The 25,330-nt window shown below is 74.9% G+C and carries 23 protein-coding genes and 1 pseudogene; 9 read left to right on the top strand and 15 right to left on the bottom strand.

Annotated features, from left to right (window positions below):
• Positions 1–88 precede the first annotated feature (88 nt).
• The 9 genes from ACFRAR_RS05560 to ACFRAR_RS05520 form a co-directional block, all read right to left on the bottom strand.
• Positions 89–1,225: an ABC transporter permease gene (locus ACFRAR_RS05560; protein WP_380695067.1), complete on the bottom strand. Its 1,137-nt coding sequence runs from the start codon at positions 1,223–1,225 to the stop codon at positions 89–91.
• Positions 1,222–2,139, bottom strand: a complete 918-nt coding sequence (locus tag ACFRAR_RS05555; protein WP_380695065.1) for an ABC transporter ATP-binding protein — start codon at positions 2,137–2,139, stop codon at positions 1,222–1,224. The genes ACFRAR_RS05560 and ACFRAR_RS05555 overlap by 4 nt, the downstream gene beginning before the upstream one ends.
• 184 nt (positions 2,140–2,323) lie before the next feature.
• Positions 2,324–3,622 carry an FHA domain-containing protein gene (locus ACFRAR_RS05550; protein WP_380695063.1) on the bottom strand — a complete coding sequence of 433 codons (1,299 nt, stop codon included), beginning with the start codon at positions 3,620–3,622 and terminating at the stop codon, positions 2,324–2,326.
• 73 nt (positions 3,623–3,695) lie between these two features.
• Positions 3,696–5,051, bottom strand: coding sequence for a VWA domain-containing protein (locus ACFRAR_RS05545; RefSeq protein ID WP_380695061.1), 1,356 nt, complete (start codon positions 5,049–5,051; stop codon positions 3,696–3,698).
• Positions 5,052–5,133: 82 nt separating this feature from the next.
• Positions 5,134–6,408 carry a protein phosphatase 2C domain-containing protein gene (locus ACFRAR_RS05540; protein ID WP_380695059.1) on the bottom strand — a complete coding sequence of 425 codons (1,275 nt, stop codon included), beginning with the start codon at positions 6,406–6,408 and terminating at the stop codon, positions 5,134–5,136.
• A gap of 3 nt (positions 6,409–6,411) precedes the next feature.
• Entirely contained in the window at positions 6,412–8,991 is a 2,580-nt protein-coding gene (locus ACFRAR_RS05535) for a tetratricopeptide repeat protein (RefSeq protein WP_380695057.1), read from the bottom strand.
• Between the two features lie 5 nt (positions 8,992–8,996).
• Entirely contained in the window at positions 8,997–10,364 is a 1,368-nt protein-coding gene (locus ACFRAR_RS05530) for a hypothetical protein (RefSeq protein WP_380695055.1), read from the bottom strand.
• 232 nt (positions 10,365–10,596) lie between these two features.
• Positions 10,597–11,553, bottom strand: coding sequence for a glutamate ABC transporter substrate-binding protein (locus ACFRAR_RS05525; RefSeq protein ID WP_380695053.1), 957 nt, complete (start codon positions 11,551–11,553; stop codon positions 10,597–10,599).
• A 25-nt stretch (positions 11,554–11,578) separates the two neighbouring features.
• The gene (locus ACFRAR_RS05520) at positions 11,579–12,967 is read right to left on the bottom strand and encodes a hypothetical protein (protein WP_380695051.1); all 1,389 of its coding nucleotides are present in this window, start codon (positions 12,965–12,967) and stop codon (positions 11,579–11,581) included.
• Positions 12,968–13,369: 402 nt separating this feature from the next.
• Here ACFRAR_RS05520 and ACFRAR_RS05515 point away from each other — a divergent pair, with 402 nt between their 5' ends.
• From ACFRAR_RS05515 to ACFRAR_RS05505, 3 genes are all read left to right on the top strand, one after another.
• A complete protein-coding gene (locus ACFRAR_RS05515; protein WP_380695049.1) occupies positions 13,370–13,945 on the top strand; it encodes a nucleosidase in 576 nt (191 codons plus the stop codon).
• Positions 13,946–13,983: 38 nt separating this feature from the next.
• The gene (locus ACFRAR_RS05510) at positions 13,984–14,517 is read left to right on the top strand and encodes a DinB family protein (RefSeq protein ID WP_380695047.1); all 534 of its coding nucleotides are present in this window, start codon (positions 13,984–13,986) and stop codon (positions 14,515–14,517) included.
• Between the two features lie 121 nt (positions 14,518–14,638).
• Positions 14,639–15,178 carry a hypothetical protein gene (locus tag ACFRAR_RS05505; RefSeq protein WP_380695045.1) on the top strand — a complete coding sequence of 180 codons (540 nt, stop codon included), beginning with the start codon at positions 14,639–14,641 and terminating at the stop codon, positions 15,176–15,178.
• Here ACFRAR_RS05505 and ACFRAR_RS05500 read toward each other — a convergent pair.
• A complete protein-coding gene (locus ACFRAR_RS05500; RefSeq protein ID WP_380695043.1) occupies positions 15,159–15,755 on the bottom strand; it encodes a cysteine hydrolase family protein in 597 nt (198 codons plus the stop codon). The genes ACFRAR_RS05505 and ACFRAR_RS05500 overlap by 20 nt on opposite strands.
• Before the next feature lie 72 nt (positions 15,756–15,827).
• Between ACFRAR_RS05500 and ACFRAR_RS05495 the strand changes: the two genes are divergently transcribed.
• On the top strand, positions 15,828–16,841 hold the full coding sequence (locus tag ACFRAR_RS05495; protein WP_380695041.1) for a GlxA family transcriptional regulator: 1,014 nt from the start codon (positions 15,828–15,830) through the stop codon (positions 16,839–16,841).
• 149 nt (positions 16,842–16,990) lie between these two features.
• Positions 16,991–17,641 carry a hypothetical protein gene (locus ACFRAR_RS05490; protein ID WP_380695039.1) on the top strand — a complete coding sequence of 217 codons (651 nt, stop codon included), beginning with the start codon at positions 16,991–16,993 and terminating at the stop codon, positions 17,639–17,641.
• On the opposite strand, the gene ACFRAR_RS05485 is transcribed toward ACFRAR_RS05490, so the two are convergent.
• Both ACFRAR_RS05485 and ACFRAR_RS05480 read right to left on the bottom strand, forming a co-directional pair.
• Positions 17,638–18,132: a GNAT family N-acetyltransferase gene (locus ACFRAR_RS05485; protein WP_380695037.1), complete on the bottom strand. Its 495-nt coding sequence runs from the start codon at positions 18,130–18,132 to the stop codon at positions 17,638–17,640. The two genes, ACFRAR_RS05490 and ACFRAR_RS05485, sit on opposite strands and share 4 nt — an antisense overlap.
• Positions 18,133–18,211: 79 nt before the next feature.
• Entirely contained in the window at positions 18,212–18,583 is a 372-nt protein-coding gene (locus tag ACFRAR_RS05480) for a TetR-like C-terminal domain-containing protein (RefSeq protein ID WP_380695117.1), read from the bottom strand.
• On the opposite strand from ACFRAR_RS05480, the gene ACFRAR_RS05475 reads away from it, so the two are divergent.
• Complete coding sequence (locus tag ACFRAR_RS05475) at positions 18,545–19,159, top strand: NAD(P)-dependent oxidoreductase (protein ID WP_380695115.1); 615 nt, start codon at positions 18,545–18,547, stop codon at positions 19,157–19,159. The two genes, ACFRAR_RS05480 and ACFRAR_RS05475, sit on opposite strands and share 39 nt — an antisense overlap.
• 197 nt (positions 19,160–19,356) lie before the next feature.
• Here ACFRAR_RS05475 and ACFRAR_RS05470 read toward each other — a convergent pair whose 3' ends face one another.
• Together ACFRAR_RS05470 and ACFRAR_RS05465 are read right to left on the bottom strand one after the other, a co-directional pair.
• Entirely contained in the window at positions 19,357–20,943 is a 1,587-nt protein-coding gene (locus ACFRAR_RS05470) for an AMP-binding protein (protein ID WP_380695035.1), read from the bottom strand.
• A gap of 238 nt (positions 20,944–21,181) precedes the next feature.
• On the bottom strand, positions 21,182–21,697 hold the full coding sequence (locus tag ACFRAR_RS05465; RefSeq protein ID WP_380695033.1) for a hypothetical protein: 516 nt from the start codon (positions 21,695–21,697) through the stop codon (positions 21,182–21,184).
• Between the two features lie 157 nt (positions 21,698–21,854).
• Between ACFRAR_RS05465 and ACFRAR_RS05460 the strand changes: the two are divergent.
• Positions 21,855–22,214 (top strand): annotated as a pseudogene (locus ACFRAR_RS05460) (alpha/beta fold hydrolase); the annotation flags it as partial.
• On the opposite strand, the gene ACFRAR_RS05455 reads toward ACFRAR_RS05460, so the two are convergent.
• Complete coding sequence (locus tag ACFRAR_RS05455; protein ID WP_380695031.1) at positions 22,127–23,380, bottom strand: serine hydrolase domain-containing protein; 1,254 nt, start codon at positions 23,378–23,380, stop codon at positions 22,127–22,129. The pseudogene ACFRAR_RS05460 and the gene ACFRAR_RS05455 sit on opposite strands and share 88 nt — an antisense overlap.
• A gap of 122 nt (positions 23,381–23,502) precedes the next feature.
• On the opposite strand from ACFRAR_RS05455, the gene ACFRAR_RS05450 reads away from it, so the two are divergent.
• Together ACFRAR_RS05450 and ACFRAR_RS05445 are read left to right on the top strand one after the other, a co-directional pair.
• On the top strand, positions 23,503–24,672 hold the full coding sequence (locus tag ACFRAR_RS05450; protein WP_380695028.1) for a histidine kinase: 1,170 nt from the start codon (positions 23,503–23,505) through the stop codon (positions 24,670–24,672).
• Positions 24,660–25,304: a response regulator transcription factor gene (locus tag ACFRAR_RS05445; protein WP_380695026.1), complete on the top strand. Its 645-nt coding sequence runs from the start codon at positions 24,660–24,662 to the stop codon at positions 25,302–25,304. The genes ACFRAR_RS05450 and ACFRAR_RS05445 overlap by 13 nt, the downstream gene beginning before the upstream one ends.
• The last annotated feature ends 26 nt before the right edge of the window (positions 25,305–25,330 follow it).

Raw genomic sequence — 25,330 nt, 5'->3', positions numbered from 1 at the left:
GGGACCAAAGGCGTACGACCCCGTCGGGACGGTCAGTTCTCCCGGCTCGGTTCTCCCGGCTCGGTTCTCCTGGCTCAGTTCACCCGGCTCAGTCCTCCCAGCGGAAGAGCTTCCAGGAGATGCCGGTCAGCACGGCCGCGAAGAGCAGCAGGCCGCCCATGGTCGGCAGGGCGTCCATGACGCCGCCGCCCCGGGTGAGCACCGACTGGGCGGATTCGACCAGGTAGTGCAGCGGCATGACCTGGGAGACGCCCTTCAGCCAGCCCGGGGCGCCGTCCAGCGGGAAGAACGAGCCGGACAGGAAGGACATCGGCAGGACGATGATCTGCGAGATGCCGTTGGCTGCCTCCTCGGTCTTGGCGACCGAGCCGGCCAGCAGGCCGATCGACATGAAGGCGAGCGTCGCGCAGGCCACCAGCGGGATGACCAGCCACCAGTTGCCGGTGAGCTTGAGCCCGAAGAAGCTCGTCGCGACCACCAGGAAGACGGCGGTCTGCAGGAAGGCGGTCAGCAGCGAGACCAGGACCCGGGAGCTGATCACGGTGCCGGCGTTGATCGGGGCCAGCCGCAGCCGGCGCAGCACCTTGGACTTGCGCCAGTTGACCAGGGTCAGCGCGGCACCGAACACCGCGCCGGTGGCGACGGCCCAGCCGAGCAGTCCGGGGGTGAGGAACTGGATCGGCTTGAGCGACTTGTCCTCGACCTGCTGGGCGTCCAGCACGAAGGCGGGCTTCTGGCCGGTGGCCGCCTGGTTGGCGCTCTGGACCACCGAGTTGAGGATGCCCTGGAGCGCGCCGGCGCGGACCTGGTCGGCGGCGGTGTAGCGCAGCTCCAGCTTGCCGTCCGGGCCCTGCTTGATCAGCGCGTCGTAGTCGCCCTTGCGGACCTTCTCCAGCGTGGCGGCCTCGTCGTCGGTCTTCGTGATGGTGAGGACCTTGTCCAGCCCGGCCCGCTCGTCGCCCTGGATCGAGTCGAACAGCTTCACCGCGCCGACCTGCGCCACCTTGGCGTGCGGACTGCCGGAGCTCTGGGTCACGGTGCCGAAGAACACCAGGAACACCAGCGGGAACAGCAGGATGAAGAAGAGCGCGGCACGGTCGCGCTTCATCCCGAGCAGCATCGCGCGGGACAGGCTCCAGAACGCGCTGACCCGCTCCCGCTCGCCGGTGTCCGGGCCGCCGCGCCGGGCGGTGGCCCGCGGCTCGGTGGGTGTGGTGGCGGTCATGCGCGGAACTCCCGTCCGGTGAGCTGGAGGAAGACGTCCTCCAGGGTGGCGCCGCGCACTTCCAGGCCGCGCAGCGCGTTCTGCTCGGCCAGGACGCTGAGCACCGGGGCCGGAAGGCGGGTGGAGACGGAGAGCGAGACGGTGTCGTCCTCCAGCGTGGCGATGTCCGCGCCGGCGGCGGTCAGCAGCTCGCGGGCCCGGTCGAGCGGGAGCTGGCCGGAGGCGACGCTGATCCGGACGGTGTCGTCGATCTCGCGGATCAGCGCCGCCGGGGCGCCGGTGTGCAGGATCTTGCCGTGGTCCATGATCGAGACCCGGTCGCAGAGCACCTCGGCCTCGTCGAGGTAGTGGGTGGTCAGCACGACGGTGCGGCCCTCGGCGTTGATGTCCCGCAGCAGGTCCCAGAGGTTGCGCCGGGCCTGCGGGTCCAGGCCGGTGGTGGGCTCGTCCAGGAAGACGAGCTCCGGGTCGTGGGCCAGCGCGCAGGCGATCGACAGGCGCTGGGCCTGGCCGCCGGACATCTGGTCGGTCAGCGTCTCGGCCTTGTCCGAGAGGCCGACCCGCTCCAGCATCGCGTCGGCCCGCTTGGGGCCCACCCCGTAGAACGAGGCGAAGATGCGGATGGTCTCCCGGGCCGTCAGTTTCCGGAAGAATGCGGAGGCCTGGAACTGCACGCCGATTCGCGGCAGTAGTTTCGGATTGCGCGGCCAGGGCGCCATGCCCAGCAGTTCGATCCGGCCCTCGTCCGGTTTCCGGACGCCCTCCAGGATCTCCATCGTGGTGGTCTTCCCGGCCCCGTTGGGGCCCAGGATCCCGTAGAACTCGCCGGCCTCGACGGTGAAGGACACCCCGTCGACGGCCTGCACATCCCCGTACCGCTGGCGGATGCCGTCAGCGGATATAGCAGCAGTCATGTGGCCTGAGCCTAGGGGCTGCGAAGGCTTTTGTGTACATCGGGGCGGCGAATTTGGGGATGTTTTGAGGGTGGGTCAAACAAAAGCGGGGCCGGGCGGATGTGGAATTCCGCCCGGCCCGGCCGGAGTTGTCGTCGACCGCCGCTTCGGGAATTTCTTCGACGACCGGCCAGTCGACGGATCGTCAGCCGCGGTGCACGGTGATGGTGGTCCAGGCGCCGATGTGGATCCGGTCGCCGTCGTTCAGCGGCACCGCCGTGTGTGGGGTGACCGGCTCCGCGCCTCCGTTCATGGTGGTGCCGTTGGTCGAGTCCTGGTCCACCAGCACCCAGCTGCCGTCGGCCTGTTCGGCGAGCAGCGCGTGCTGGTGCGAGGCGCCCGGGTCCTCCGGCGGGACGGACAGGTCGATCTCCGGCACGGTGCCGCGGTGCTGGCTGCGCCGCCCGATCCGCAGCTGGCCGCGGCCGGTCAGCGGGATCCGGCGCTCGGGGCAGTACGGCGGGAAGAACAGGCCGGCCGCCTCGGGGCCGCTGCGGGCCATCATGTCGGTGAAGTAGTCCCGGTCGGCCGAGACCACGGCGATCCAGGTGGTCCGCAACGGCTCGGCCGGGGCTGCCGGGGCGGGCTCATGGGGCTGGTGCTGCTGGTGCTGCGGGGGGACGGGCGGGGCGAGGTTGAACGAGGTGCCGAACTCGCCGCCGCGGCTGTTCGGGCCGGGGCCGGCCGGGTGGGCGTACACCGGGCCGGAGTCCTCGCGCACCGAGGTGTCGGGGAAGGCGCCCTCCGGTGTGGGCCCCTCCTGCCCGATGCCGGGCAAGGAGGGCGGGTAGCCGTAGGTGTGGGGATGCGCGGGGGCCTGCGGCTGCTGCGGGATCGCCGGGGCGACGGCCTGCGGGGCGGCCGGGGGCTGCCCGAACGGGGCCTGCGGGGCGGCCGGGGGGTGGCCGAACGGCGCCTGCGGGGCGGCGGGGGGCTGGCCGAACGGGGCCTGCGGCTGCGGGGCGCCGCCGTAGGCCGGCGGGATGTTCAGCGGCGGAGGCTGGGCCGGGCCGCCCTGGGGCGCGCCGGCTCCGGGCACCTGGCGACGCGAGGGCGTGGAGAGCTCGTAGTCGTAGCCGCACTCCTCGCAGAACCGTCCGGTCTGCGGGCTGCGGCAGATCGGGCAGACGGACAGGCCCGCGGTGAGGCCCTGCGGAGCGGGCGGAGGGTAGGCCCCGGGCGGGGGCACCGTGCCGGGCGGAGGGTAGGCCCCGGGCGGCGGGACGGCCGCCTGGGGCATCGGCGGCGGGGGCGGCGGACCGCCGAAGCCCGCGCCGGCGTGCCCCGGGTGTCCGGTGGGCGCGCCGGGCGCGTGGCCGGCGCCGTGTGCCCCCGGGTAGCCTCCGTGTGCCCCCGGGGTGGGCGCCGGCGGAGTCATCGGGAAGCCGCAGAAGTCGCACCAGTCCTCGGCCTGCGACTCGTGGCCCCTCGGGCAGATCGGCATCAGGTCCCCCTCGTTTCGGGCCGGCTCCGTGCGGCGTCGCGCCGGGTTGCCGGCCCGGTCGCGTCTTCAGCGGTCACTTCTTCACACGTACCGTCTTGGTCGACCGGGTCTCAAGGGTCATCGAGTCGGCCTCGCTCACGTTCTTACGGAACCGAACCGTACCCTCCTTCGGGTCCACCACGTCCACCACCTTCTGGAGCAGCTTGTAGGTGCCCTCGTTCCCGGTCGCGTGGGCGATCCGGACGGCGGCGCCCAGCTTGGAGGTCGCGCGGTCGACGTCCCCGGCCCGGTGGGCCTCCAGGCCCTCCTGGATGGAGGAGGCGAGCTCGGCCTGCCCGGTGTAGTGGGCGACCTGCGGGCTGATCCGGGTGGAGTTGGCCAGGTCGTCGGTCCAGACCGCCTTGACCAGGCCCTGGGTGAGCACCTCGGGGGTGCCTCCGGCGACCTGGACGGGCAGCACCAGGCTGACCCGGGCGGCCAGCATCTCGTTGCCGACCGAGGCGGCCGGCACCTCGACGCAGACGTGGTAGTCGCGGCTCTCGTCGCCCCAGGAGCCGGTGGGGTAGTCGCCGGCCCGGGGGCCGGCCTCGGTGCGACGGGCGGTCAGGTCCTCGACCGCGGGGGCGACCTGCTTGACGAACCGGACGGTGGCGTTGGCCGGGGTCCAGATCCGCAGCGCGACGTCGGCGACCTGCTTGCCCATGGCGCCGGCCATCATCGAGCGGAAGTCCTCGGCCAGGCCTGAGGGTTCGGCGACGATGTCGGTGGTGCCGAGCAGCGCCGAGGAGATCTTGCGCAGCTCGTCGATCCGCCAGTCGGTGCCGACGCCGCGGCAGTCGGCGGTGAAGTGGCCGGTCACCCGTTCGATGGTGCGGGCCAGGTCCTCGGCCGACTCGTGCTCGTTGTTGCCGTCGGTGAGCAGGATCGCGTGCCGCAGGGCGATGTCGCGGCGGGTGAGGAAGAGCCGGTCGGCCTTGGCCAGCCAGGTGCCCATCGCGGTGCCGCCGGCCGCGGTGAGGCGGCGCAGCGCTTCCTTGGCCTGGTCGCGGGTGGCGGCGGAGGCGGTGGCGAGGGTGCCGTCGCCGGGGTAGATGTCGCGGGCCTCGTGGGTGCCGGCGACCACGGCGAAGGCGGTGCCGTCGCGCAGCGCGTCGATGGCGGCGGCGGTGGCCTCGCGGGCGCCGTTGATCTTGGTCTTGGGGTAGTCCATCGAGCCCGAGCAGTCCACCAGGATGACGACCGCCGCCGACGTGTCCGCGCCCGTGGAACCGGCGTCGGCGATGCCCAGCGGCCGGCCGCCGGAGGTGCCGCCGCCGGTCGCGGTGACGGTGACGATGGCGTTGACCTCGCGGGCACCGTCGGCCAGGTACTCGTTCTGGAAGATCTCCACGTTGAACCTGGGCAGGTTCGGCTTCGCCAGTGTTGCCATGGGGCGGTTCGGCTCCCGTCGGGTGAGGGGGTGGACGTGCTCAGGACGGTGGGGCGGCCCGCCGGGCCCGGCCGGCGGGCGGTCAGGCCGTCGGCGGGTGTGGCGGCTGCGGCGGCACGGGCGGGACGGCCGGCGGGGCGGGCGGGGCCGGGGGCAGCGGGGCGGCGGGGGAGCCGATCACCGGGAGGTCCGGCAGGGTCGGCTCGTGGTCCTCGTCCTCCTCCGCGGCCGGCCGGGCGCCCGACGTCGCGGTGACGATCGGCAGGTCCAGCGCGGTCGGGGTCTGCTCGGCCTCCTCCAGGGCGGCGGCCGGCGGGTCGATCGGCAGCACGGCGACGGTGATGTTGTCGTGGCCGCCGGCGGCGACCGCGAACTTCACCAGGGTCTGCGCGGTGGCGAGCGGCTCGGTGCGGGCGTCCCGGCGCACGTAGTACGCCAGGTCGGTGGCCGCCTCGGCGTAGTTCCACAGCCCGTCGGTGCAGATCAGCACCACCCCGGGGACGTGCGGGGTGAAGTCGAGGGTGTGCGGCAGGACCTCCTCGGCGTCGGCGCCGAGCCAGCCGGTGATGGCGTGCGCGCGGGGGTCGGCGTAGGCCTCGGCCTCGCTCATCAGCCCGGCCTCGACCATCCGGGCCGCCCAGGAGTCGTCCTGGGTGAGCCGGAACGGCTCGGCGGCGGCGCGGTCGTCCGGGATCCAGTACGCGCGGGTGTCGCCGACCCACCCGATGGTGACCCGTCCGCCCGCGGCTATCGCGCTGACGTACGTGCAGGCGGGCGCGTTGAGGTCGGGCCGGGCGGGCCCGGCCCCGTCGGTGGCGAGGTCGGCGACGGCCCGGGCGGCGTCGGCGATGGCCCGGCGCATGGCCTGGTTCGGGTCCCGGCCGGCCTCCAGGGAGGTCAGCAGCGACTCGGAGGCGGCGTCCACGGCGGTCTCCGAGGCCTCGTCCGGGCGGTCGGAGGAGGAGACGCCGTCGCACACCACGGCGACCACGACCGGCTCGCCGCCGGGCAGCGAGGTCGCGGCGACGGTGAAGGAGTCCTCGTTGCGGTGGTGGCGCACGCCGCGGTCGCTGACCCCGGCGACGCCCCCGAGGGACTTCTCCATGTGGTCGCGCGGTCGCGGCTGGGCGCCGCCGCAGCCCTCGCAGTAGCCGTCCGGGGTGACCTGCGGCTGTCCGCAGTGCACGCAGACCGGCCCGCGTGGCGACGGTACGCCCTCACCGCGGGCGGCGGCCCAGCTCGCCGGCATCGTGCCGGGGGCCGCCCGGCCGTCCCGGCCCGTCCCGCAGGAGCCGCAGTAGGCGTCCTCCGGGTCCATCGGCTCCGAACAGGTCGGGCACTCGGTCTGCTGCGGCATCTGCTACACCCACGTCCTGGGGCGGGCACGGTTGGCCCGCTCCACCATCTCGATCCTCGTCTCCGCCCGGTCGGCCAACCGGGCGAGTACCCGGTAGGACTGTTCCAGGGCGAAGCGCAGTTCCCGCTCCTGTGCGGGACGTCCCAGTACCACCGGTTCGCCGGCCCGCTCGGCGCCGGCCGATCCGGCGCCGAGCCAGCCGAGGGCCGCGCCGAGCACCTCGACGGAGAGCTCCTCGCGGAGGCGGTCGTCCAGTCGCAGCGCGGTCAGCTGCGCGGAGCTCGCGCCGAGGTCGGCGGCCAGTTCGTCGGTGGGCGGGCGCTCGCGCAGCCGGGCCCGGACGGCGGCGATCCGGGCGGCGGTGTACTGGTTGGAGGTGGCCGGGACGGACTCCAGGACGCGCACCGCGCCGGCCCGGTCCGCCTCGGTCAGCCGGACCCGGGCCAGCCCGAAGGCGGCGCTCAGGTAGGCGTGGTCGGTGGCCCACACGAGCCGGTAGAACTCGGCCGCGTCGCCCCGGTCGCCGAGCAGTTCGGCGCAGATGGCGAGGGCCAGCTTGGGGGCGGCCTCGCCGGGGAAGGCGTCGTAGACGGCGTCGAAGGCCTCGGCGGCGGCGCGGGTGTCGGCTCCGACCAGCGCGACCAGGCCGCGGTACCAGACCACCCGCCAGTCGTCCGGGTGGTCGTGCTCCAGCGCGGCCAGCTCGTCCACGGCCGTGCCGTGGCGGCCGAGTTCGAGCAGGGCGCGCAGCTGGCGCAGCCGGCTCTCGGTCGAGGCGGCGGGGGCGCCGCCGAGCGCGACGAGGGCCTCCTCGGGGTCGGTGGCGAGCAGGGTGGCGAGGAAGCCCGCGTTGGGGTCGCTCGGGTCGACCCGGGGGACGGGCAGCGCGAGGGCCGCGGCGGCCGGGTTCAGCGGGGCCACCAGCAGTTGGCCGGCCTGTTCGGTGGGCAGCACCAACTCGGTGTCCACGGCGCGTAGTTCGGGGCCGAACAGGGTGGACGGCGCGGGCCGGGGCCGGTTGTCCTGGAGGGCGAGCACCTCGCGCAGCACGCCGGTCAGCTGGTCGGCCATCTCTTCGGCGGAGGCGAAGCGGCGGGCCGGGTCCGGGTCGGTGGCGCGCACCAGGAAGCGGTAGTACGACTCGTACCGGGCGAAGACCTCGACGTGCTCGGGGCCGGGCAGCGAGTCGCGGTAGGTGGTGCTGTAGCCCTGGAAGTCGAAGGTGAGCACCGCGAGGGTGCGGGCCACGGTGTACAGGTCGGAGGCGACGGAGGGGCCGTGGGTGGCGATCTCCGGGGCCTGGTAGCCGATGGTGCCGTAGATCGGGCCGTCGTCGTCGGACCGGCGGACCGCGCCCATGTCTATGACCTTGAGCGTGTCGCCGCTCTGGATCACGTTGTCGATCTTGAAGTCGCAGTAGATCAGGCCCCGGCCGTGCAGGTAGCCCAGGGCCGGCAGCGCCTCCAGCGCGTACGCGATGGCCTGCTCGACGGGCAGCGGCGCGCGCCGGTTGTCCGGGGTGCGGCGCTCGTTGGCGATGTCCTTGAGCGACTTCCCGCCGACGTACTCCATCACGATGTAGCCGTCGGTGGAGCCGGTGCGCAGGTCCGGGTGCTCGGCGAAGTTGATGATCCGGACGATGTTCGGGTGGTCCACCTCGGCCAGGAAGCGCCGTTCGGCGACGGCCGCCGCGAGCGCGTCCTCGTCCCCGGTGTCCAGCAGGCCCTTGAGCACCACCCACTTGTCGTTGACCCGCCGGTCCACCGCCAGGTAGATCCAGCCGAGCCCGCCGTGCGCCAGGCAGCCCACCACCTCGTACTGCCCGCCGACCAGGTCGCCGCGCCGGAGCTTGGGCGTGAACGAGTACGGGGTGCCGCACTTGGTGCAGAAGCCGTCCGGGCGGCCCGGGCGGCCGTTCTTCTCCCGGCCGACCGCGGCGTCGCACTTGGAGCAGAACCGCTTGCGTTCGGGCACCTCGGGGTTCGCCAGCACCGCCCGGGCCGGGTCGGCCGCCTCGACGGTCGGCACGGTGACCAGGCCGGCGCCCAGCCGGTTGCGGGTGCCCGCGGTGCCGGTGCCCCGGGTGGAGCGCACCGAGAGCGAGCGGCCGCTGCCGGTGCGGGTCGAGCGGTGCGAGCGGGAGCGGCCGGACAGCGAGCGGGCCGAGCCGGTGCGGGCGGAGCCGTGGCCGGAGCCGGGGTGGCCCGGGCCGCCGTGGCCGGTGTCGGGGGTGACCCGGGCGGAGGGGACGTACGGCTGGGTGAGGCCGGTGTCGCCGGCGTCTCCCGTGGTTCCGGCGTCCCCCGTGACTCCGGTGTCGCCGGTGGGCGGGGTCAGACCGCACTCGTCGCAGTAGCCGTCCGGGTCGACGGTGCCGGAGCAGTCGCGCGGGCAGGGCGAGCCGGGGCCGGCGGCCCCGGGAGTCCGTGCCGCCTCGGAGATCCCGGTGGTCCCGGTCGTCGAGGTGGTGCCGGTCGTCGAGGTGGTCCGGCCCGCCGGGGCCAGACCGCACTCGTCGCAGTAGCCGTCGGCGTCGATCCTGCCGCTGCCGGAACACTCCGGCCGTTCGCACCTCTCGCCCATCACCCTCAGCCCCCCTGGACCTGTCCGTCGGCCGGCGCCTGGCCGTCCGCCTCCTGAACCTGCCCGCCCTCGGCCTCGGCCTGGGCCGGACGCAGCGACTGCTGGAACCGGGCCACCGCGGCGGCTGCCGCCCGCAGGTCGCACGGCGCGCTCCACAGCAGCCAGCGCGCCTTCTCGTACCGCTCGATCACTTCCGGGTCCTCGGAGACCCGCAACCGGGCCGCCATCGCCTTGTAGGCGTCCAGCCGCCCGCGCAGCTCGGCCCGGACGGCCAGCGGCTGGGTCACCTCGGTGAGCGACTCCCGGGCCCGGCCCAGCTCCTTGGCGGCGGCGTCCTCCAGGGCGTCCAGCAGCGGCGCCAGCCGGCCCCACTGCCCGGCCTGGCGCAGCTCCAGCGCGGCGACGATCCGCTCGCGCAGCGCCGAGGCGGGCCCGGGCACCGCCGGGACGTCGCTGGCCGCTATCTTCGCCAGCACCTCGCCGCGCGCCCGGCGGGCCTCGGCCAGCGTGGCGTCGGCCCGCTGGAGCAGGTCGCCGACGCCCTGGAGGCGCTCCTCGGCCTCGTCGCGCAGCCGCAGCAGGTCCTCCAGCTCCAGCCGGACGCCGTCCAGTGCCCGCCCGGCCCGGTCGAACCGCTCGGTGTCCACCACCCCGGCCGGGCCGGCGAAGGCCGAGCCCTCGGGGACGGTGCCGCGCTGGGCGGGCACCCGGGCCGGGCGCCACAGCGCCAGCGGGTCCGCGTGGACCTCGGTGCGCAGCTCCACCAGGTCCTTCTCGATCCCGGTCAGGTCGTCGGCCAGCGGGTGGCCGCCGACCCGGACGCCGAGCGAGGCGGCCAGGGTGCGCACCCGCTGGAGCTCGGCCAGCAGCAGGTCGATCCGGGCCGGCAGCGCCGACCAGACCGCGTCGACGGCGCTGACCACCTCCAGCACGGAGGCGTACCAGGAGTTCATCCGGGTCATCAGCGCGTCCAGGCTGATCCGCTCGACCAGCCTGGCGGGCGCGCCGAGCAGCTGCGGGGCGTCCGGCACCGCGCCGCCCGGGACGGTCACCGCGTCGCCGGTCAGCAGTTCGCTCAGCTCGGCGAGTTCGGGCGCGCCGGGCTTGGCCTTGCGGGCCCGGACCGCGCGCGCCGAGGCCAGCGCCTCGGAGTAGCGGTCGAACAGCGCCCACAGCAGCGGCAGGCCCTTGCCCGCGACGGCCCAGCGCTCCTGGGTGCGCCCGGACAGCTCGGCGCCGTCCAGCAGCCGCAGGCCCGGGTGGTCCTGGAGGGCGAGCAGCGCGGACTCGACCGCGTCCCGCTCCGCACCGAGGCGGGCGAGCGCGCGGTCCACCTCCTCCCGGCTCAGTACCGGGCCAGCCGATGCCGCCACCGCCGTGTCCTTCCTTCCTCGCGTGCGATCCCGACCTGCCGGACGTGCCCGGCGCGCGGTCCCACGACATCCCCCGCGTCCACCACCGGTCTCCCCGTGGTGATCGTCCCGAACCCTAGCCGGTGGCCGTCCGGGCGGAGCGGGCGCGGGGCGTCAAGCCGCCGTCAACGCCCCGCTGACGGGCCGTGCGCTACCTCTCCCGCGCCCCTCCTGCCGCCTCCCGGGCCGCGGTTCAGCGCGAGCCCGGCCAGTAGCGGTCGGCCTCGTTGAGCATGTACGGCTTGAGCCAGTGGTCGTAGGAACGGGCCCAGTCGCCGCGCGCGTAGTAGTCGGCCAGCACCTGGTTGACCCGGGCGGTCAGGTCGGTGCTGTCCTTCAGCATGGCGACGCCGATCACCTCCGGCTGGGCCTCGCCGTCCACGATCCGTACGGTCTGGTCCTGCGCGGCCTGACCGGCCGCCAGGCCGTTGTCCGTCATGGTGGCGTCGACCTTGCCGAGCTGCATCAGGACCAGGCAGTCCAGCTGGTTCTCCACCGTGACGACCTTCCCGGCGGTCTTCTTGTCCTTGACCACGTTCAGCGCGGTGGAGCCGTCGGCGGCGCAGACGGCCTTGTCCTTGATCGCGTCGTCGACGTTCTTCGCCGGGGAGGCCTTCGGCACCAGGACGCGCTGGCTGATGTTGAAGTACGGCTTGGAGAAGGCGACGTCCTCCATCCGCTTGCAGTTGATCGTCATGGTGCGGACGACCAGGTCGACTCGGCCCTTCTTGATGGCGTCGATCCGGTCGGCGGTGGCCACCGGCTTGAGCACCACCTTGTCCGGGTCGCCCATGACGGCCGTGCCGATCGCCCGGGCGAGGTCGATGTCGAAGCCCTCGATCTGGCCGGTGTTCGGGTTGCGGGCGCCCCAGCGGTAGCTGTTCTGGTCCACGCCGATCACCAGGCTGCGCTTGGCCTTGATGGCCCGTACGGCCGGGCCGTCGTCGGTGCTCGGCGGCACGCTCTTGTTGACGTCGCAGTTGTCGGCGGTGCCCTGCTGCTGCCGCTCCTGCTGTTCCAGCCGGACGGCGCCGGCCGCCGCGGGCGCGGCGCCGACCGGGCCGCCGCCGGCGAGCACCGCCGCGCCGGCCGCCAGCAGGGCCAGCACGGCCGCGGGCCTGGTCCTTCTCGTGGATCCTCTGTCGCGCATCGGCTCGTCTCTCCCCCTCTGCCCGTTACCGGTACTCGGCCAGTCGCCGGCCCAGGCCGCGCAGCGCGGCGGCCGCGGCCGCCAGGCCGAGCAGGGCGGTGGCGACGGCGGCGGTGCGCAGGTTCCCGCCGGTGCCCTCGGCGGCCTGCCTGAAGCGGTCCTGTTCGATGTCGGCGGCCTGTGCGAGCGCCTTGTCGGTGGCGTTGAAGTAGGCGTCGGCGGTGTTCGCGTCGCCCTTGGCCGTCACCGTGGTGTCCAGGGCGCCCTGGTAGTCGGCGTCGTCCACCTCCAGCTTCCGGGCGTCGTCGTGCCGTTTGGTCCACTGCCGGAACTGCTGGTCGGCCTCGCGGACGCTCGGCGCGGCGGCCGCCGGCGCCTCCGAGAGGGCGCTGGTCAGCGAGCCGGTGGCGCGGTCCGCGTTCAGGCCCTTGACGACCCGCGTCCACTGGTCCGCGTACTTGGCGGTCGAGCCGCGGGCGACGAAGTGCAGGTCCTCCGCCAGCCGGGCGGTCAGCACGCCCGCCCGGGCGGAGTTGAGCGCCCGCAGCGCGTTCGCGCCCTCGTCGGCACTGCGGTAGAGCGCCATGGTGGTGGCCAGCGCGGCGGCCAGCAGCCAGAGCGTGCCGGCCAGCACGGCGGCGGTGGCGCCCAGCAGCCCGATGTTGAACACCCGGTTGGTGCGGCGGTACAGCCGCACCTGCACCCGGGCCAGCGCGGCCAGGGTGACCAGCGCCAGGCCGTACGCGGCCCAGGGCGGCGCCTGGGCCTCGGAGTAGTCGGCGGCCAGTGCCGCGTTCTCGGCGGCGGCCAGTTCGGCGGCGGCCGGCAGCAGTACGGTCTGCATCTGCTCGGAGGCGTACCGCAGGTAGGCGCCGCCGAGCGGGATGCCCTGCCGGTTGTCGGCCCGCGCCGTCTCCACCAGCCCGGCGTACACCGGGAGTTGCTGGTTCAGCCGGGCGAGCGAGTCCTGTGCCGGGGAGGTCGCGGTGGTCCGGGCGGCGGCCTGGGCGATCAGCTTGGCGGCGGTGGCGATGTCCTGCTCGTAGCGGTTGCGGAGCTCGTCGGGCTCGGCGTCGGCCAGCAGGAAGCCGCTCGCCGCGGTGGTGGCGGCGTCGGCGAGGCTGCGGTGGATCTCGGCGGCGTCCCGGCTGAGCGGCTGGCTGTCCGAGACCACCCGGTCGGCGGCCTGCGCCCTGGTCTCCAACTGCCAGGCGGTGAGCCCGCCGAAGGCCACGGTGAGGACCGCGAGCATCACTCCGGCCAGTCGCAGCCGGCCGGGCGGCGTGCGGGTGGCCTGCGCGAGCCGGGCGCGCACGCCGGTGGCGACGGCGACCGAGGGGCGCTTCGCGGGCGCCCCGCCGGGTCTGGGGGCCGGGGGAGTGGCGCCGGGCTTCACCAGCGGCTCAGGCGCCACGGTGGTCGGCGCTCCCGGCGTCCCCGGCGCTCCCGGCGCTCCCGGTGGCCGGTTCGGCCCGGCCGGGAACGCGGCGCCGGACGTGCCGCTGCCTACTGGTGTTGCCACCCGCCTCATCCTCCCCTGGGGCCAGGCCCTCCCCGGGGCCCGACCGCTGGCAGCAGTATGGCCGCGACTCTCCCCGACCACACCTGACTTGCGCCGATCTTGAGCATGTCGTGCACGTCGGACGCCCGGCACCCCGCCCGTCCCGCCGTCCGCCCCGCCGTCCGCCCCGCGAGGTGGCGAACCGTCCGACGCGGGCCGCACCCTACGCGGTTCCCCGGCCGGGCGGAGCGCGGGGGTCCGGTTAAGGGCGTGCGTTCCCGGGTGCGAGACCCCCTCGCTCCGTACGATGGAGGTATGCGCTTGCTTGGAACGATCTCCCCCGACCGCCCGCTGCTCGTCGTCGCCGTGCGTGAGGAGGCCGCCCACCTGGACGACCGCCTGCCCGTGCTGCTCACCGGGATCGGGAAGGTCAACGCCGCCGTCGCGCTGGCCACCCTGCTCGCGCAGGGCGAGAAGCCCTCCGAGGTGATCAACCTCGGCACGGCCGGCGCGCTGCGCCCCGGCTGGGAGGGCACCCACCACGTGGTCCAGGTGATCCAGCACGACCTGGACACCGCCACCCTGCACGCGCTCACCGGGCGCGAGTACGGCGCCCCGCTGGTGATCGGCAAGGGCGACGGCCCGGTGCTGGCCACCGGCGACCTGTTCGTCTCCGACGGCGCCGCCCGCGACCGGCTGGCCGAGCACGCCGACCTGGTGGACATGGAGGGCTACGCCGTCGCCACCGTCGCGCACCGGGCCGGGCTGCCGGTGCGGCTGGTCAAGCACGTCAGCGACGAGGCGGGCGAGGGCGCCGGGCACACCTGGAAGGAGTCGGTGGACGGCTGCGCACGGCACCTCGCGGACTGGGTGGCCGCACAGGGCTGGTGACGGTGCCTCACCGGCCGGGCAGGGCCTAGGGTGGCGCGGTGACCGACACGAACACCGGGCCGACCGCACCCGCCGAGCCCTCCGACCTGCGCCCGCCGAGCCTGAACGCGGACGAGCCGACCACCCTGCTGTCCTTCCTCGGCTACCTGCGCGCGGCGGTGGTCGCCAAGCTCGACGGGGTCGGCGACGAGGATGCCCGGCGCCCCGGCGTCGCCTCCGGCACCAGCCTGCTCTGGCTGGTGCGGCACCTCGCCGTGGTCGAGGACAACTGGTTCACCTGGGCCTACCGGGGCGAGGGCGAGGGGGAGCCGTCGGAGGCGGACGAGCTGCCGCTGGACGGCGCGACCGTGGCCGCCGAGGTGGCCGCCTACCGGGCGGCGATCGGGCGCTCCGACGCGGTGGCCGCGGCCGCCCCGGACCTGGACCGGCCGGGCGCGCGTTCGCTGCGCCCGGACGACACCGAGGGGCCGTCGCTGCGGTGGGTGCTGGTCCACATGATCGAGGAGACCGGGCGGCACGCCGGGCACGCCGACATCATCCGCGAGCAGCTGGACGGCGCGGTCGGGCGCTGAGGGCGCCGGTGGCGGGGCCGGGCGGGGTCGGGCGGGGTCGGGCGGGGCCATGCGGGAGCCGTGGCCGGGAGCCGAGGCCGGGAGGCGGGCCCTGTCGGAGGCGGCTCGTAGGGTGACGGCCATGTCCCTCCTCGATGCGATCCGCGCCGCCGACCCCGCCGCCGACTTCCTGGCCTGGCCGGGCGACTTCTCACTCGACGTCTACGAGCACGGGGAGAGGGTGGCGCTCGCCTCGGGCGAGGCCCTGGAGCCGGTGGCCAAGGACGGCGCGGGCGGCACCTTCTTCCTCTGCGGCGAGGGTGGCGAGGAGCGGCCGGTGCTGTACGCCGACTCCGAGGGCGGCGCGGCCCTGCTGGCCGTCGGGGTGCCGGAGCTGGTCCGGCTGCTGCTGGCGGTGCCGTGGTGGCGGGACTGCCGGGGGCTGACGGTCGAGGAGAGCGAGGCGGCGGCCGAGGAGTACCTGGAGGACCTGCCCGGGCTGTACGCCGAGTGGGACGCGGCGGCCGCCGCGCTCGGGCTCGAAGTGCCTTCCGCCGCCGAGGCCCTGGCGCGGCTGCGGGAGCTCACGCTGGGCCTCGGTGCCTCGTACGTGCTGCTCAACGCGGAGGAGGGCGAGGAGGGAGTCGAGTACGAGCCGCTGTTCACGCCTTCGCGGCCGTGAGCACCTGCTCGGTCGTCACCACCTTGGCGAAGCGGTTCGCGTGCAGGTTCGTCGCCGTGGCGCGGGCGAGGTCGGCGGCGGGGACGGTGACGCCGTCGGGGCCGGTCGCGTCGAAGGAGTGGGTGGCGTCGAGGGGGAAGACCGTGTCGTAGCCGAGGTTGCCGGCCATCCGGGCGGTGGTCTCGCAGCACACGTTGGTGATGATCCCGGCGACGACCACCTGCCGGGCGCCGCGCTCCCGGAGCCAGTCGTGCAGGTCGGGGGTGCCGTAGAAGGCGCTGTTGACGGTCTTGGTGACGTGCAGCGCGGGGGTGAGCGCGGCGACGAAGTCCTTCAGCGCGAAGCCCGGGGTGCCCTCGGCCAGCGGGCCGGCCTTGGAGGCGTGCTGGACGGTGACGACGGGGCGGCCGGTGGCCTGCCAGGCGTCGATCAGCTCGGCCATCCGCCGCTCCGCCTCGGGGTTGTCGCGGGGGCCCCAGAAGTCGGTGTCCTCGAAGCCCCGCTGGACGTCGATGAGCAGCAGGACGGCGTCGGGGTCGAGGGCGAGCGGGGCGTCGAAGGCGTCGGTGTTCGTCATGCCGCCCATCGTGGTGGGCCGGGGCGGAGGGGCGTGATGGGCAGGGATGCCACCCATCGATAGATTTCCGCCATGCGAACTGTGGGTTGCCTGATCTTCGACGGCGTCCGGGCCTTCGACTACGCGGTGATCGGCGAGGTGTGGGCGGACCGGACCTCCCGGCCCGGCCTGCCCGCCTTCGACCTGCGGGTCTGCGGGCCGGAGGGCACCCGGGTACGGCTCGGCGGCGGGCTGGAGCGGGTGCCGGACCACGGACTGGCGGCGCTGGCCGACTGCGACCTGGTGATGGTGCCCGGCATCGAGGACCCGGACGCCCGGCGCGACCCGGAGATCCTGGACGCCCTGCGGGCCGTCGTCGCCGCCGGCGTCCCGGTCGCCTCGCTCTGCGCGGGCGCCTTCGTGCTCGCCGAGGCCGGTCTGCTCGACGGCCGCGAGGCCACCACCCACTGGGCGCTCGCCCCCGAACTCGCCCGCCGCTTCCCGGCGGTGACGGTCCGGCCCGAGGTGCTCTTCACCGGCGGTGACGGCCGGTGGACCTCGGCCGGCGTCGCGGCGGGCATCGACCTCTGCCTCCACCTCGTCCGCACCGCCCACGGCCAGCAGGCCGCCGCGGCCATCGCCCGCTCCATGGTGACCGCCCCCTTCCGGGCGGGCGGCCAGTCCCAGTTCATCCCGTCCCCGGTGCCGGAGGCCACCGGCGACGGTGTCGACGGCACCGGGGGCGATCCGCTGGCCCGGCTGCGGGCGGAGGTGCTGGCCTCCCTCGACGGCCCGTGGACGGTGCGCCGGATGGCCGGTGCCGCCCTGATGTCCGAGCGCACCTTCGCCCGCCGGTTCACCGCCACCACCGGGACCACCCCGATGCGCTGGCTCCTCGACCAGCGCGTGCTCACCGCCCAGCGGCTGCTGGAGGAGACCGACCTGCCCGTCGACACCGTCGCCGTCCGCAGCGGCTTCGCCTCGGCGGTCTCGCTGCGGCCGGTGTTCACGGAGCGGGTGGGCGTCGCGCCGAGGGAGTACCGGCGGACGTTCCGGGGCCGTTCCGGGGACGGCGAGGGGGACGGCGAGGGGGACGGCCCGCGGTAGCCGGTCCGCCCCCAGGCCCGCCCAGGCCCGCCCCGGCCCGCCCCCAGGCCCGCGCCCGGCGGCTTCCTTCGCGCCGGAACCGAGGACCGGTATCCGGGCGTCCGAATCCCCAAGGCGCCGTCGGCCGCCACCGGGAGGGGTTTCGGATCGTGGGGATCGTGCTGTGGGCCGTCGTCGGGGTGCTGTTCGCGCTGCTGCCGCTCGTCCACTGGCTGCTGCGCGCCCGGTCGGCGCCGCTGCGGGCCGCCGTGGCCGCCGCGCTGGTGCTCTGGCTGGCGCTGACGCTCGTGGTGGCGTTCGATCAGCTCCAGGTGCGGAGTGAGGCCGAGCTGTACCTGCTGTACACGCCGCTCGCCGAACTGCTGGTCCTGGCCGGCCTGTGGCTGGACCGGCGGCTCGCCGGTCCGCGCACCGGGCGCCCGGCCGGCTGGCCCCGGGCGGCGGGCATCGCCTTCCGCGTCCAGCTGGGCCTCGTCCTCGTCCTGACCCCGCTGGCGGTGCTCGTGGCCTTCCACGAGGCGGACCTCCCGGCCCCGAAGGCGGTGCCGAAGCCGCCGCCCGGCTACACCGTCCTCCACACGGGCGAGGACTGCGGCAACGGCAGCGGCGCCAACTGCTGGCGCACGCTCTACCTGGCGGGCCCGCCCGGCGTGCCGACGGAGGAGGCCGCCGACCGACTCGGGCCCCGGCGGCGGTGCGAGGCGAACGGCTGGCTGCTCGACCGCCGCGACCTCTGCACCGAGGTGAGCACCGAGGGGGCCACGATCGTCTACCGGGTCCTCCTCGGCGGCGATCTCTAGACCCTGTCCGGCCGCTGGGCCCCGACCGGAAGCGCCACCACGATCTCCTCGTCCTCGAAGTCCCCGGTCGGCCGGAAGCCGAACGAGGTGTAGAGGCGGCCGGCGGGGGTGTTGTCCGGGTGGTACGAGAGGCGGATCTCCCGGCACTCCGGCAGCGCCGACAGGCGCTCGATCACGGCGGCCAGGGCGGCGCGGCCCACGCCGCCGCCCTGCTCGGCCGCGTGCACCACCATGCCGCCGATCCAGTGGGTGCCGTCCTCGTCGTCGTACGCCCACATGACGTGGCCGACGATGTCGTCACCGGCGCGGACGCCGAGGGACGTCCACACCCCGCCGCGCTGGGAGAGCAGGAGGTAGCGCGCCGCGAGCGCGGCCACGTACCGGCGCTGCTCGTCGGCGGGCGCGACATCGGCGACGTCGCGCCAGTTGTCCTCGGTGATCTCCTCGAGGGCGATGGCCCGGCCCCGGCGGTCGGTGATCTGCTGCGGCATGCGTTCCCCACGTCTGTGCTGGTCAGAGGGGGCGAGGGTAGCGGGGCGGGCAGGTGTGCGGGTAGCGGTTCTCCGGCGGCTACCGGGGCGTGCGCCCGGGCGTCCGGGCGTCGAGGCCCAGGGACCGGACCAGCTGGGTGAGTTCGGCGCGGAAGAGCTTGTCGGGCGAGAGGGTCTGGGCGCGCAGGTGGCCGTAGACCTCCAGCGCGACCAGACCGTGCAGGTGCCCCCAGATCCGCAGGGCCAGGGCGACCCCGGCCGGGGGGAGTGCCGGGAACGCCGGGCGGACCTTGTCGAGCAGGCCGGGGTCGAAGTCGTCCCAGCCGAAGTCACTGTCGGACCCGTCGTCGGACCCACCGTCGGACCCGCCGTCGGACCCGCCGTCGAACTCGCCGTCGAACTCGCCTTCGCCGTGGGCGCGTTCGGTGCCCGGCCAGGCGGCGTCCGCCAGTGCGGCGATGCCGACGCAGACGCGCCGGGCGGCGTCGGGTGCGGCGCCGCCGCCCTGCCCGGCCTGGACGTCCTGATCAGCGGCTTCCAGCCCGGGAACGCCGCCAGGGACTTCGAGGACGCGGTGCGGAGGTCCATCGCGGACCCGACGGTCTACGCCACCGCCGCCCGGACGCTGCTCAAGGCCCTGGAGAGCCACCCGCACACCCGGCTGATCGTCATCGGCGGCGCCGGCAGCCTGGAGATCGAGCCGGGCGTCGTCCGCGCCGACCACGAGGAGCTGATCCACGCGTCCCTCGACGAACTCGGCCTGCCGCGCGAGTACGCCGCCGCCGTCCGCGGCCACCGCGACGCGCTGGACGTCCTGCGTGCCTCGAACCGGCTCTGGACCTACTTCAGCCCCGCCGAACTGATCGGCCCCGGCGAGCGCACCGGCCGCTTCCGCCTCGGCGGCGACCAGCCGGTCCTGGACGCCGACGGCCTCAGCCGGATCTCGGCGGAGGACGCCGCGGTCGCGCTGGTCGACGAGGTCGAGCTGCCCCGCTTCGTCCAGCGCCGCTTCACCATCGGCTACTGAGTGCCCTGTCGCTCCTGAGCGCCGTGTCGTTACTGAGCGCCCTGCCGTCCGGGAGGCAGGGCGCTCAGGGGGTGGGGTGGCGGCCCTCAGCACCGCCACCCCGTTGGCTTCTCGGCACGGGGGTCGGGGTTCGTTGAGCCAAACCCCACCTTGGGGTGAAGTCCGCGGGCCCCGGCCGGGGCCCGCGGAAACCGGGCTCAGCCGGTGGCGAGCTGGCGCAGCAGCTTCTTGTTCGGCTTGCCGACGGGCGTCAGCGGGATCTCGTCCACCAGGTGCAGCACCTCGGGGGCGAAGATCCGGCCCTTGCGCTCGGTGACGAAGGCCTGGAGTTCGTCCAGTGCGGGCCGCTGCCCGGGGGCGGGGACGACGGCCACGTGGACGTGCTCCGCCTCCTGGTCGTCGCGGACCCCGAAGACCGCGCAGCGGGCGACGGCGGGGTGGGTGACGAGGAGGTCCTCCACCTCGGAGGGGTAGACGTGCCCGCCGACCACGATGATCAGGTCCTTGGCCCGGTCGGCGAGGTAGAGGTAGCCGTCCTCGTCGAAGTAGCCGATGTCGCCGGTGTTCAGCCAGCCGTCGTGCAGGACGGCGGCGGTGAGGTCGGGCCGCTTCCAGTACCCGGCCATGATGCCGCCGGACTTCAGGTGGATCTCGCCCTGTTCGCCGGTCGGCAGGTCGGCGCCCTCGGGGTCGCGGATCGCCACCTCGATGCCCGGGGCGGGCCGGCCGACCGAGACCTGGCCGCCCCGGCCGATCCGGTCGTGCTCCTGCGGGGTGAGCACGGAGACCAGCTGCGCCTCCGACATCCCGTAGAGCCCGTACAGGACGGGCCCGAAGACCTTGAGCGCCTCGCGGATCCGGGTCGGCGAGGAGGCGCTGCCCCCGTACAGGACGTGCCGCACGCTGGACAGGTCGGTGCGGCCGATCGCCGGGTGGTCGAGCAGCTGGTGGAGCAGCGGGGGCAGTACCCAGAGATCCGTGATGCGCTCACGTTCGACGGCGGCCAGGACCGCGCCGGGCTCGAAGGAGCGCTGGAGGACCACCGTGCCGCGGCGGTGGAGGGTCAGGTCGGCGAAGATGCCGGCGAGGTGGGCGAGCGGGGTGGCGGCGAGGAGGGCGGGCACGCCGTCGGCGGTGGGGTCACTGCCGATCGGGGCCTCGAAGACGTGCTGGTAGGGCCCGTGCAGGCTGAGGATGCCCTTGGGGATGCCGGTGGTGCCGCCGGTGTGGCGGATGGTCAGGTCGTCCTCCGGCCCGATCCGGACGTCCGGCGGTTCGGCGGGGCGGTGGGCGGAGGCGGCGACGACATCCTCGCCGATGGCCCCGGGGGTGCCGTCGGCCGGGCCGGGGCCGAGGGTGAGGACGGTGGGAACGTCGATCAGCGGGAGCAGCTCGGGGGCCTGGGCGAACCGTTCGGCGTCCACGAGCAGCACGGTGGTGTCGACGCTCGCCGTGATCTCGGCGAGGACCTGGGTGCTCATGCCGTCGTACAGGTTGACCACCCGCGCGCCGGCCAGGCCCGCCGCGTACCGGGCGCCGAGGGCTTCGGGGGTGTTGCCGGTCAGCAGGGTCACGGTGGTGCCGCGGGCGGCGCCCCGGGCGATCAGCTCGTGGGCGAGGCGGTAGGTGGCGGCGGCGAAGTCGCCGGCGGTGATCGCGACGCCGTCGGCGGTGACGACGGCCCGTCGGTCGGGGTCGGATGCGAGGGACCGGAGGACCAGCGCGGGGCCGCTGACGAACTCGGGCTCCTGGGCCGCGACTTCTTCCTTGTAGTTTGCAACCATGCCCACAGCGTAACTCCGCGACTACCGCCGTGCGGGGTGTGTCCGGCGGGCATTTGGCGTGAACGTTTCGTCAACGGCGCGTTTGTGACGGTGGATCAGGGTCGGACCGCCGCGCACGCCGCCCCGTCCGGGTGAACCGCGCGGGAGTCCGGAACAGCGCCGCCCGGAACGGTCCCGACCGGAACGGCGCCGCCCGGAACGGTCCCGACCGGAACGGCGCCGCCCGAAACGGCCGCGCTCAGAAGGCCGCCGGGGGCCGGAGGGCGAGGTCGGTGGCGGTGGCCCAGTGCTCGGCGGCGGCGGTGACGATCACGTAGCCCGGCTGGGAGGGGATCCGGGGCATCCGGGCGCTGCGGCAGCCGTGGCTGTGGTGGACCTCGACGGGGACGGGCACGCCGTGCAGCAGCACCCGGCCCGGGGTGGGCGGGCCGTCGAGCGGGGCGATCTCGGAGCGCAGGTCCAGGCGGTCCGAATTGGCCAGGAAGGTGGAGAGTTGGGACTGCGGGGTGGTGAGGGAGCCCACCCGGTGGCCGGCCGGGACGGGGCGCGAGGTCTGGACGACGGCGACGAGTTCGCCGTCCAGGTGGTAGTTGAGGTCGAGGTGGCAGAGGTAGCCGTCCGAGACCAGCCGCCCCAGCAGGAAGAACCATCCGCGCGGGGCCTCGCGGAGCGCGGCGATCTGCTCGCCCCACTCCTCGGCGGTCTCGCGGTGGGTCGGTATGCGGAGGTCGCGCGGGCGGGTGTCGCGGAACAAGGGCTTCCCCCAACGAGCGGCGGACGAATGATCGTTGGGATGAGTATGCGGGGTCCGGCCGACGGTTCGGGGGCGGATCGGCTCGGTAGGGTCGGGTGCGGTGCGGGAGTGACCGGTTCCGGAGGGGGACTGATCATGGCGACGTGTGTTCTGATCCGTGCCGCGGCGGTGGACGCCTGGTACTGGGGGCCGTTGGCGGCCCGAGCTGCGGGAGCGGGGCCACGAGGTGGTGGCGCCGGACCCGCCGTGCGACGACGCCTCGGCCGGGCCGGCCGAGTACGCGGACGCCGTGGTGGCGGCGGTCGGTGAGCGGGCCGGTCAACTCGTCGTCGTCGCTCACTCGTTCAGCGGGTTCACCGGCACGCTGGTGTGCGAGCGGCTGCCGGTGGACCTGCTGGTCATGGTCCAGGCCCAGGTACCGGCCCCCGGTCAGTCGGCCCGGGCCGCGGCCCCGCCGCACAGGGCGTCGTCCACCAGCCCGCTCAGGGCCCGCTCCACCCGCAGCACGTCCTCCGGGGTGTCGGCGCGGACTCCCGACAGCGAGACCGCGACGCTGCGCCGCCCGTCGGCGGTGACGCCGGTGGCGGTGATCCAGCCCGCGTCGCCGCCCTCGTGCCCCCAGGACACCCCGCCGCAGGACAGCGGGCGGGAGAAGAGCCCCAGCCCGTCCCGGGCGCCCGGCATGAGCTTGCGGAAGTCCCGGCCGACCGGGACGGTCCGCTCCAGCTGCCGCAGCTGCGCGGGCGCCAGGAGCCGGCCGTCGAGCAGGGCACGGAGAAAGAGGTCGAGGTCGGCGGTGGTGGAGACGAGCCCGGCCTCCCCGTTGACGCCCACGCCGACCTGCTCGGTGACGTCGACGAGCGGCTCGTCGGGCCTGAACGCCTGGTAGGTCCGGGCGTGCGGCTGGGGCAGTGCGGGGGACGTGCCCGGACGGGAGGTGTGGTCGAGGCCGAGCGGCCGGATGATCCGCTCCCTCGCCTCCTCGTGCCAGGGGCGTCCGGTCACCCGTTCGACGATCATGCCGAGGAGGACGTAACCGGTGTTGCTGTAGGCCCACTTGGTGCCGGGCCGGAAGTCCGGGCGGTGGCTCGTCGCGCGGGCGACGGTCTGCTCGGGCGTGCGGCTGTCGTACCGGTGCAGCTGGAAGTCCTCCGCCGAGGTGTAGTCCGGGTAGTCGTCGTGGAGGCCGCTGGTGTGCTGGAGCAGGTGGCGGACGGTGATCGCGCGGCCGTCGTTGCCGTTCCCGGACACCACGCCGGGCAGCCACCGTTCGACCGGGTCGTCGAGGGAGAGCCGCCGCTCGCCGACGAGTTGCAGGACCACGGTGGCCACGAACGCCTTGGTGACGCTGGCGATCCGGAAGTGGCCGTCCGGGGAGACCGGTTGCCCGGTCGCCAGGTCGGCGACGCCGCCGGTGACCGTCAGGTCCGGGCCGTCGGAGTCGGCCAGGCGGGCCTGTACGCCGGTCGCGCCGGCCGCGGTGAGCGCGTCGGCGTCGCGCTGGAGCTGGAGTTGGAGTTGGGGTCGCGGCCGGGGCCGGGGCCGGGTCTGGTCGGGGTGCGGGGCGGCCGTCGCGGTCGGCACCTGGACGGCCAGGGCGCCGGCCACGAGGGCGGCCGACAGCAGATTCCGCCGCAGGGAGCGGCCGCGCCGCCGGGTCGGGGGCATCGGTGAACTCGTCATGGGCACCGACGCTAGGACCGTTCGGGGCGGCTGGGCGGTACCGCCCACCCGTGGGAAAAAGGGGTGGCGGGCTGTAGTGCCGGGGCCCGGCGCGATGGCCCAGACTCATGCGGATGAACCGGATGAGCAGGATGAATCCCCGGGCGGCCGGGCGGCTTTCGGCGGTGTGGCGCGCCCTGGGCTACCTCCTGGGAAGCCTCGGCACCGCCCTGGCCGCCCTGCTGGCGCTGCCCGTGCTCCTCGCCCCGACGCCGGCCCGCGCCTGGGCGTCCTGGCACCGCCGCCGCGCGCAGCGGCTGTTGGGCGCCCCGGATCCCGCGTCCGAGCCGGTACGGGTCGGCGCGTGGCGCCTGCTCGGGTGGCTCGGGGCCTGCGTGGTGACCGGTCCGGCGTTCGGCCTCGTCGTGGTGCTGTGCGCGGGCAACGCGGTCTCGGCGGCCGTCACGGTGCCGCTGTGGTGGGCGCTGCCCGAGGGCACCCGCGCGGGCGGGTTCGCCGCCGGCGCGCCGCTGTCCGGGTGGGGCACGGCGCTGACCCTGGGGACCGCGCAGGCCGTCGCCTTCGCGGCCCTGACCGCCTGGCTGGCCCCGCCGCTGGCGCGGCTGCACGCCCGGATCTGCGTGGCGCTGCTGTCGCCCTCGGCCGCCGAGCGGCTGGCGCGGCGGGTGGAGACGCTGACCGAGACCCGGGCCGACGCCATGACCGCCCACGGCGCCGAGCTGCGCCGGATCGAACGCGATCTGCACGACGGCACCCAGGCCCGGCTGGTGGCCATCGCGATCCGGCTGGGCGTGGCCCGCGAGCTGCTGGACGAGGACCCTCGGACGGTGGCCGGGCTCCTGGCGGAGGCGCACCAGAGCACCGAGGAGGCGATGGCCGAACTCCGGACGGTGATCCGGTCGATCTACCCGCCGATCCTCGCCGACCGGGGCCTCGCCGGGGCGCTGGCCGCGCTGGGGGCCCGGTCGGCGATCGACACCACCCTGGACGTCGGCGGCCTCGGCACGGTCCCCGCCGCCGTCGAGGCCGTCGCGTACTTCGCCGTCGCCGAGGCGCTCACCAACGCCGCCAAGCACAGCGGGGCCACCCGGACGACGGTCCGCGTCGCGCGGCGGGGGGACCGGCTGTCCGTGGAGGTGACGGACAACGGGGTCGGCGGCGCCGACGAGACGCGGGGGACGGGCATCGCCGGCATCCGCCACCGGGTCCGGGCGCTCGACGGCACCGTCCACGTCCACAGCCCCGGCGGCGGCCCGACCACGATCGGGGTGAGCCTCGCGTGCGGGTCGTGATCGCCGAGGACAACGTCCTGCTCTCCAGCGGGCTGGAACTCCTGCTGACCGCCAAGGGCTTCGAGGTCGCCGCGATCACCGGGGACGCCCCGGGCTTCGCCGCCGCCGTCGCGGAGCACCGCCCGGACGTCGCCATCGTGGACGTCCGGCTGCCGCCGGGCTTCCGAGACGAGGGCATCCGCGCCGCCATCCGGGCCCGTCGCCGGCACCCGGGCCTGCCGGTGCTCGTCCTCTCCCAGTACGTCGAGCGGCAGTACGCCGGGGAGTTGCTCTCCGACGGGCGCGGTGGCGTCGGCTACCTCCTGAAGGACCGGGTGAGCCGGGTCGGCGAGTTCACCGACGCGCTGCGGCGGGTCGCCGAGGGCGGGACGGTCATGGACCCGGAAGTGATCGGGCAGCTCCTCACCCGCCACGCCCGCGACCCGATCGCCGCCCTCACGCCGCGCGAGCGCGAGGTCCTGGAACTGATGGCCGAGGGGAGGGACAACGCCACGATCGGGGCCCGGCTGGTCGTCACCGAGAACGCCGTCCACAAGCACATCGGCAACATCTTCGCCAAGCTCGGCCTCTCGCCGGACGACAGCGGCCACCGCCGGGTGCTCGCGGTCCTCACCTACCTCAGCCGCCACTGAGGGCACGGGCGACGGCCGCCCGGCTA

Source organism: Kitasatospora sp. NPDC056651 (assembly GCF_042792155.1).
GTDB lineage: Bacteria > Actinomycetota > Actinomycetes > Streptomycetales > Streptomycetaceae > Kitasatospora.
Note: the sequence above shows the minus strand (reverse complement) of the source record. Positions and strands in the feature narration are given on the sequence as shown.

Bases quoted from the DNA above. Each gene is read 5' to 3' on its own strand.
- ACFRAR_RS05560 (WP_380695067.1), bottom strand. From the start codon at position 1,225: ATGACCGCCACCACACCCACCGAGCCGCGGGCCACCGCCCGGCGCGGC.
- ACFRAR_RS05555 (WP_380695065.1), bottom strand. From the start codon at position 2,139: ATGACTGCTGCTATATCCGCTGACGGCATCCGCCAGCGGTACGGGGAT.
- ACFRAR_RS05550 (WP_380695063.1), bottom strand. From the start codon at position 3,622: ATGCCGATCTGCCCGAGGGGCCACGAGTCGCAGGCCGAGGACTGGTGC.
- ACFRAR_RS05545 (WP_380695061.1), bottom strand. From the start codon at position 5,051: ATGGCAACACTGGCGAAGCCGAACCTGCCCAGGTTCAACGTGGAGATC.
- ACFRAR_RS05540 (WP_380695059.1), bottom strand. From the start codon at position 6,408: ATGCCGCAGCAGACCGAGTGCCCGACCTGTTCGGAGCCGATGGACCCG.
- ACFRAR_RS05535 (WP_380695057.1), bottom strand. From the start codon at position 8,991: ATGGGCGAGAGGTGCGAACGGCCGGAGTGTTCCGGCAGCGGCAGGATC.
- ACFRAR_RS05525 (WP_380695053.1), bottom strand. From the start codon at position 11,553: ATGCGCGACAGAGGATCCACGAGAAGGACCAGGCCCGCGGCCGTGCTG.
- ACFRAR_RS05515 (WP_380695049.1), top strand. From the start codon at position 13,370: ATGCGCTTGCTTGGAACGATCTCCCCCGACCGCCCGCTGCTCGTCGTC.
- ACFRAR_RS05505 (WP_380695045.1), top strand. From the start codon at position 14,639: ATGTCCCTCCTCGATGCGATCCGCGCCGCCGACCCCGCCGCCGACTTC.
- ACFRAR_RS05500 (WP_380695043.1), bottom strand. From the start codon at position 15,755: ATGACGAACACCGACGCCTTCGACGCCCCGCTCGCCCTCGACCCCGAC.
- ACFRAR_RS05495 (WP_380695041.1), top strand. From the start codon at position 15,828: ATGCGAACTGTGGGTTGCCTGATCTTCGACGGCGTCCGGGCCTTCGAC.
- ACFRAR_RS05485 (WP_380695037.1), bottom strand. From the start codon at position 18,132: ATGCCGCAGCAGATCACCGACCGCCGGGGCCGGGCCATCGCCCTCGAG.
- ACFRAR_RS05470 (WP_380695035.1), bottom strand. From the start codon at position 20,943: ATGGTTGCAAACTACAAGGAAGAAGTCGCGGCCCAGGAGCCCGAGTTC.
- ACFRAR_RS05455 (WP_380695031.1), bottom strand. From the start codon at position 23,380: ATGACGAGTTCACCGATGCCCCCGACCCGGCGGCGCGGCCGCTCCCTG.
- ACFRAR_RS05450 (WP_380695028.1), top strand. From the start codon at position 23,503: ATGAGCAGGATGAATCCCCGGGCGGCCGGGCGGCTTTCGGCGGTGTGG.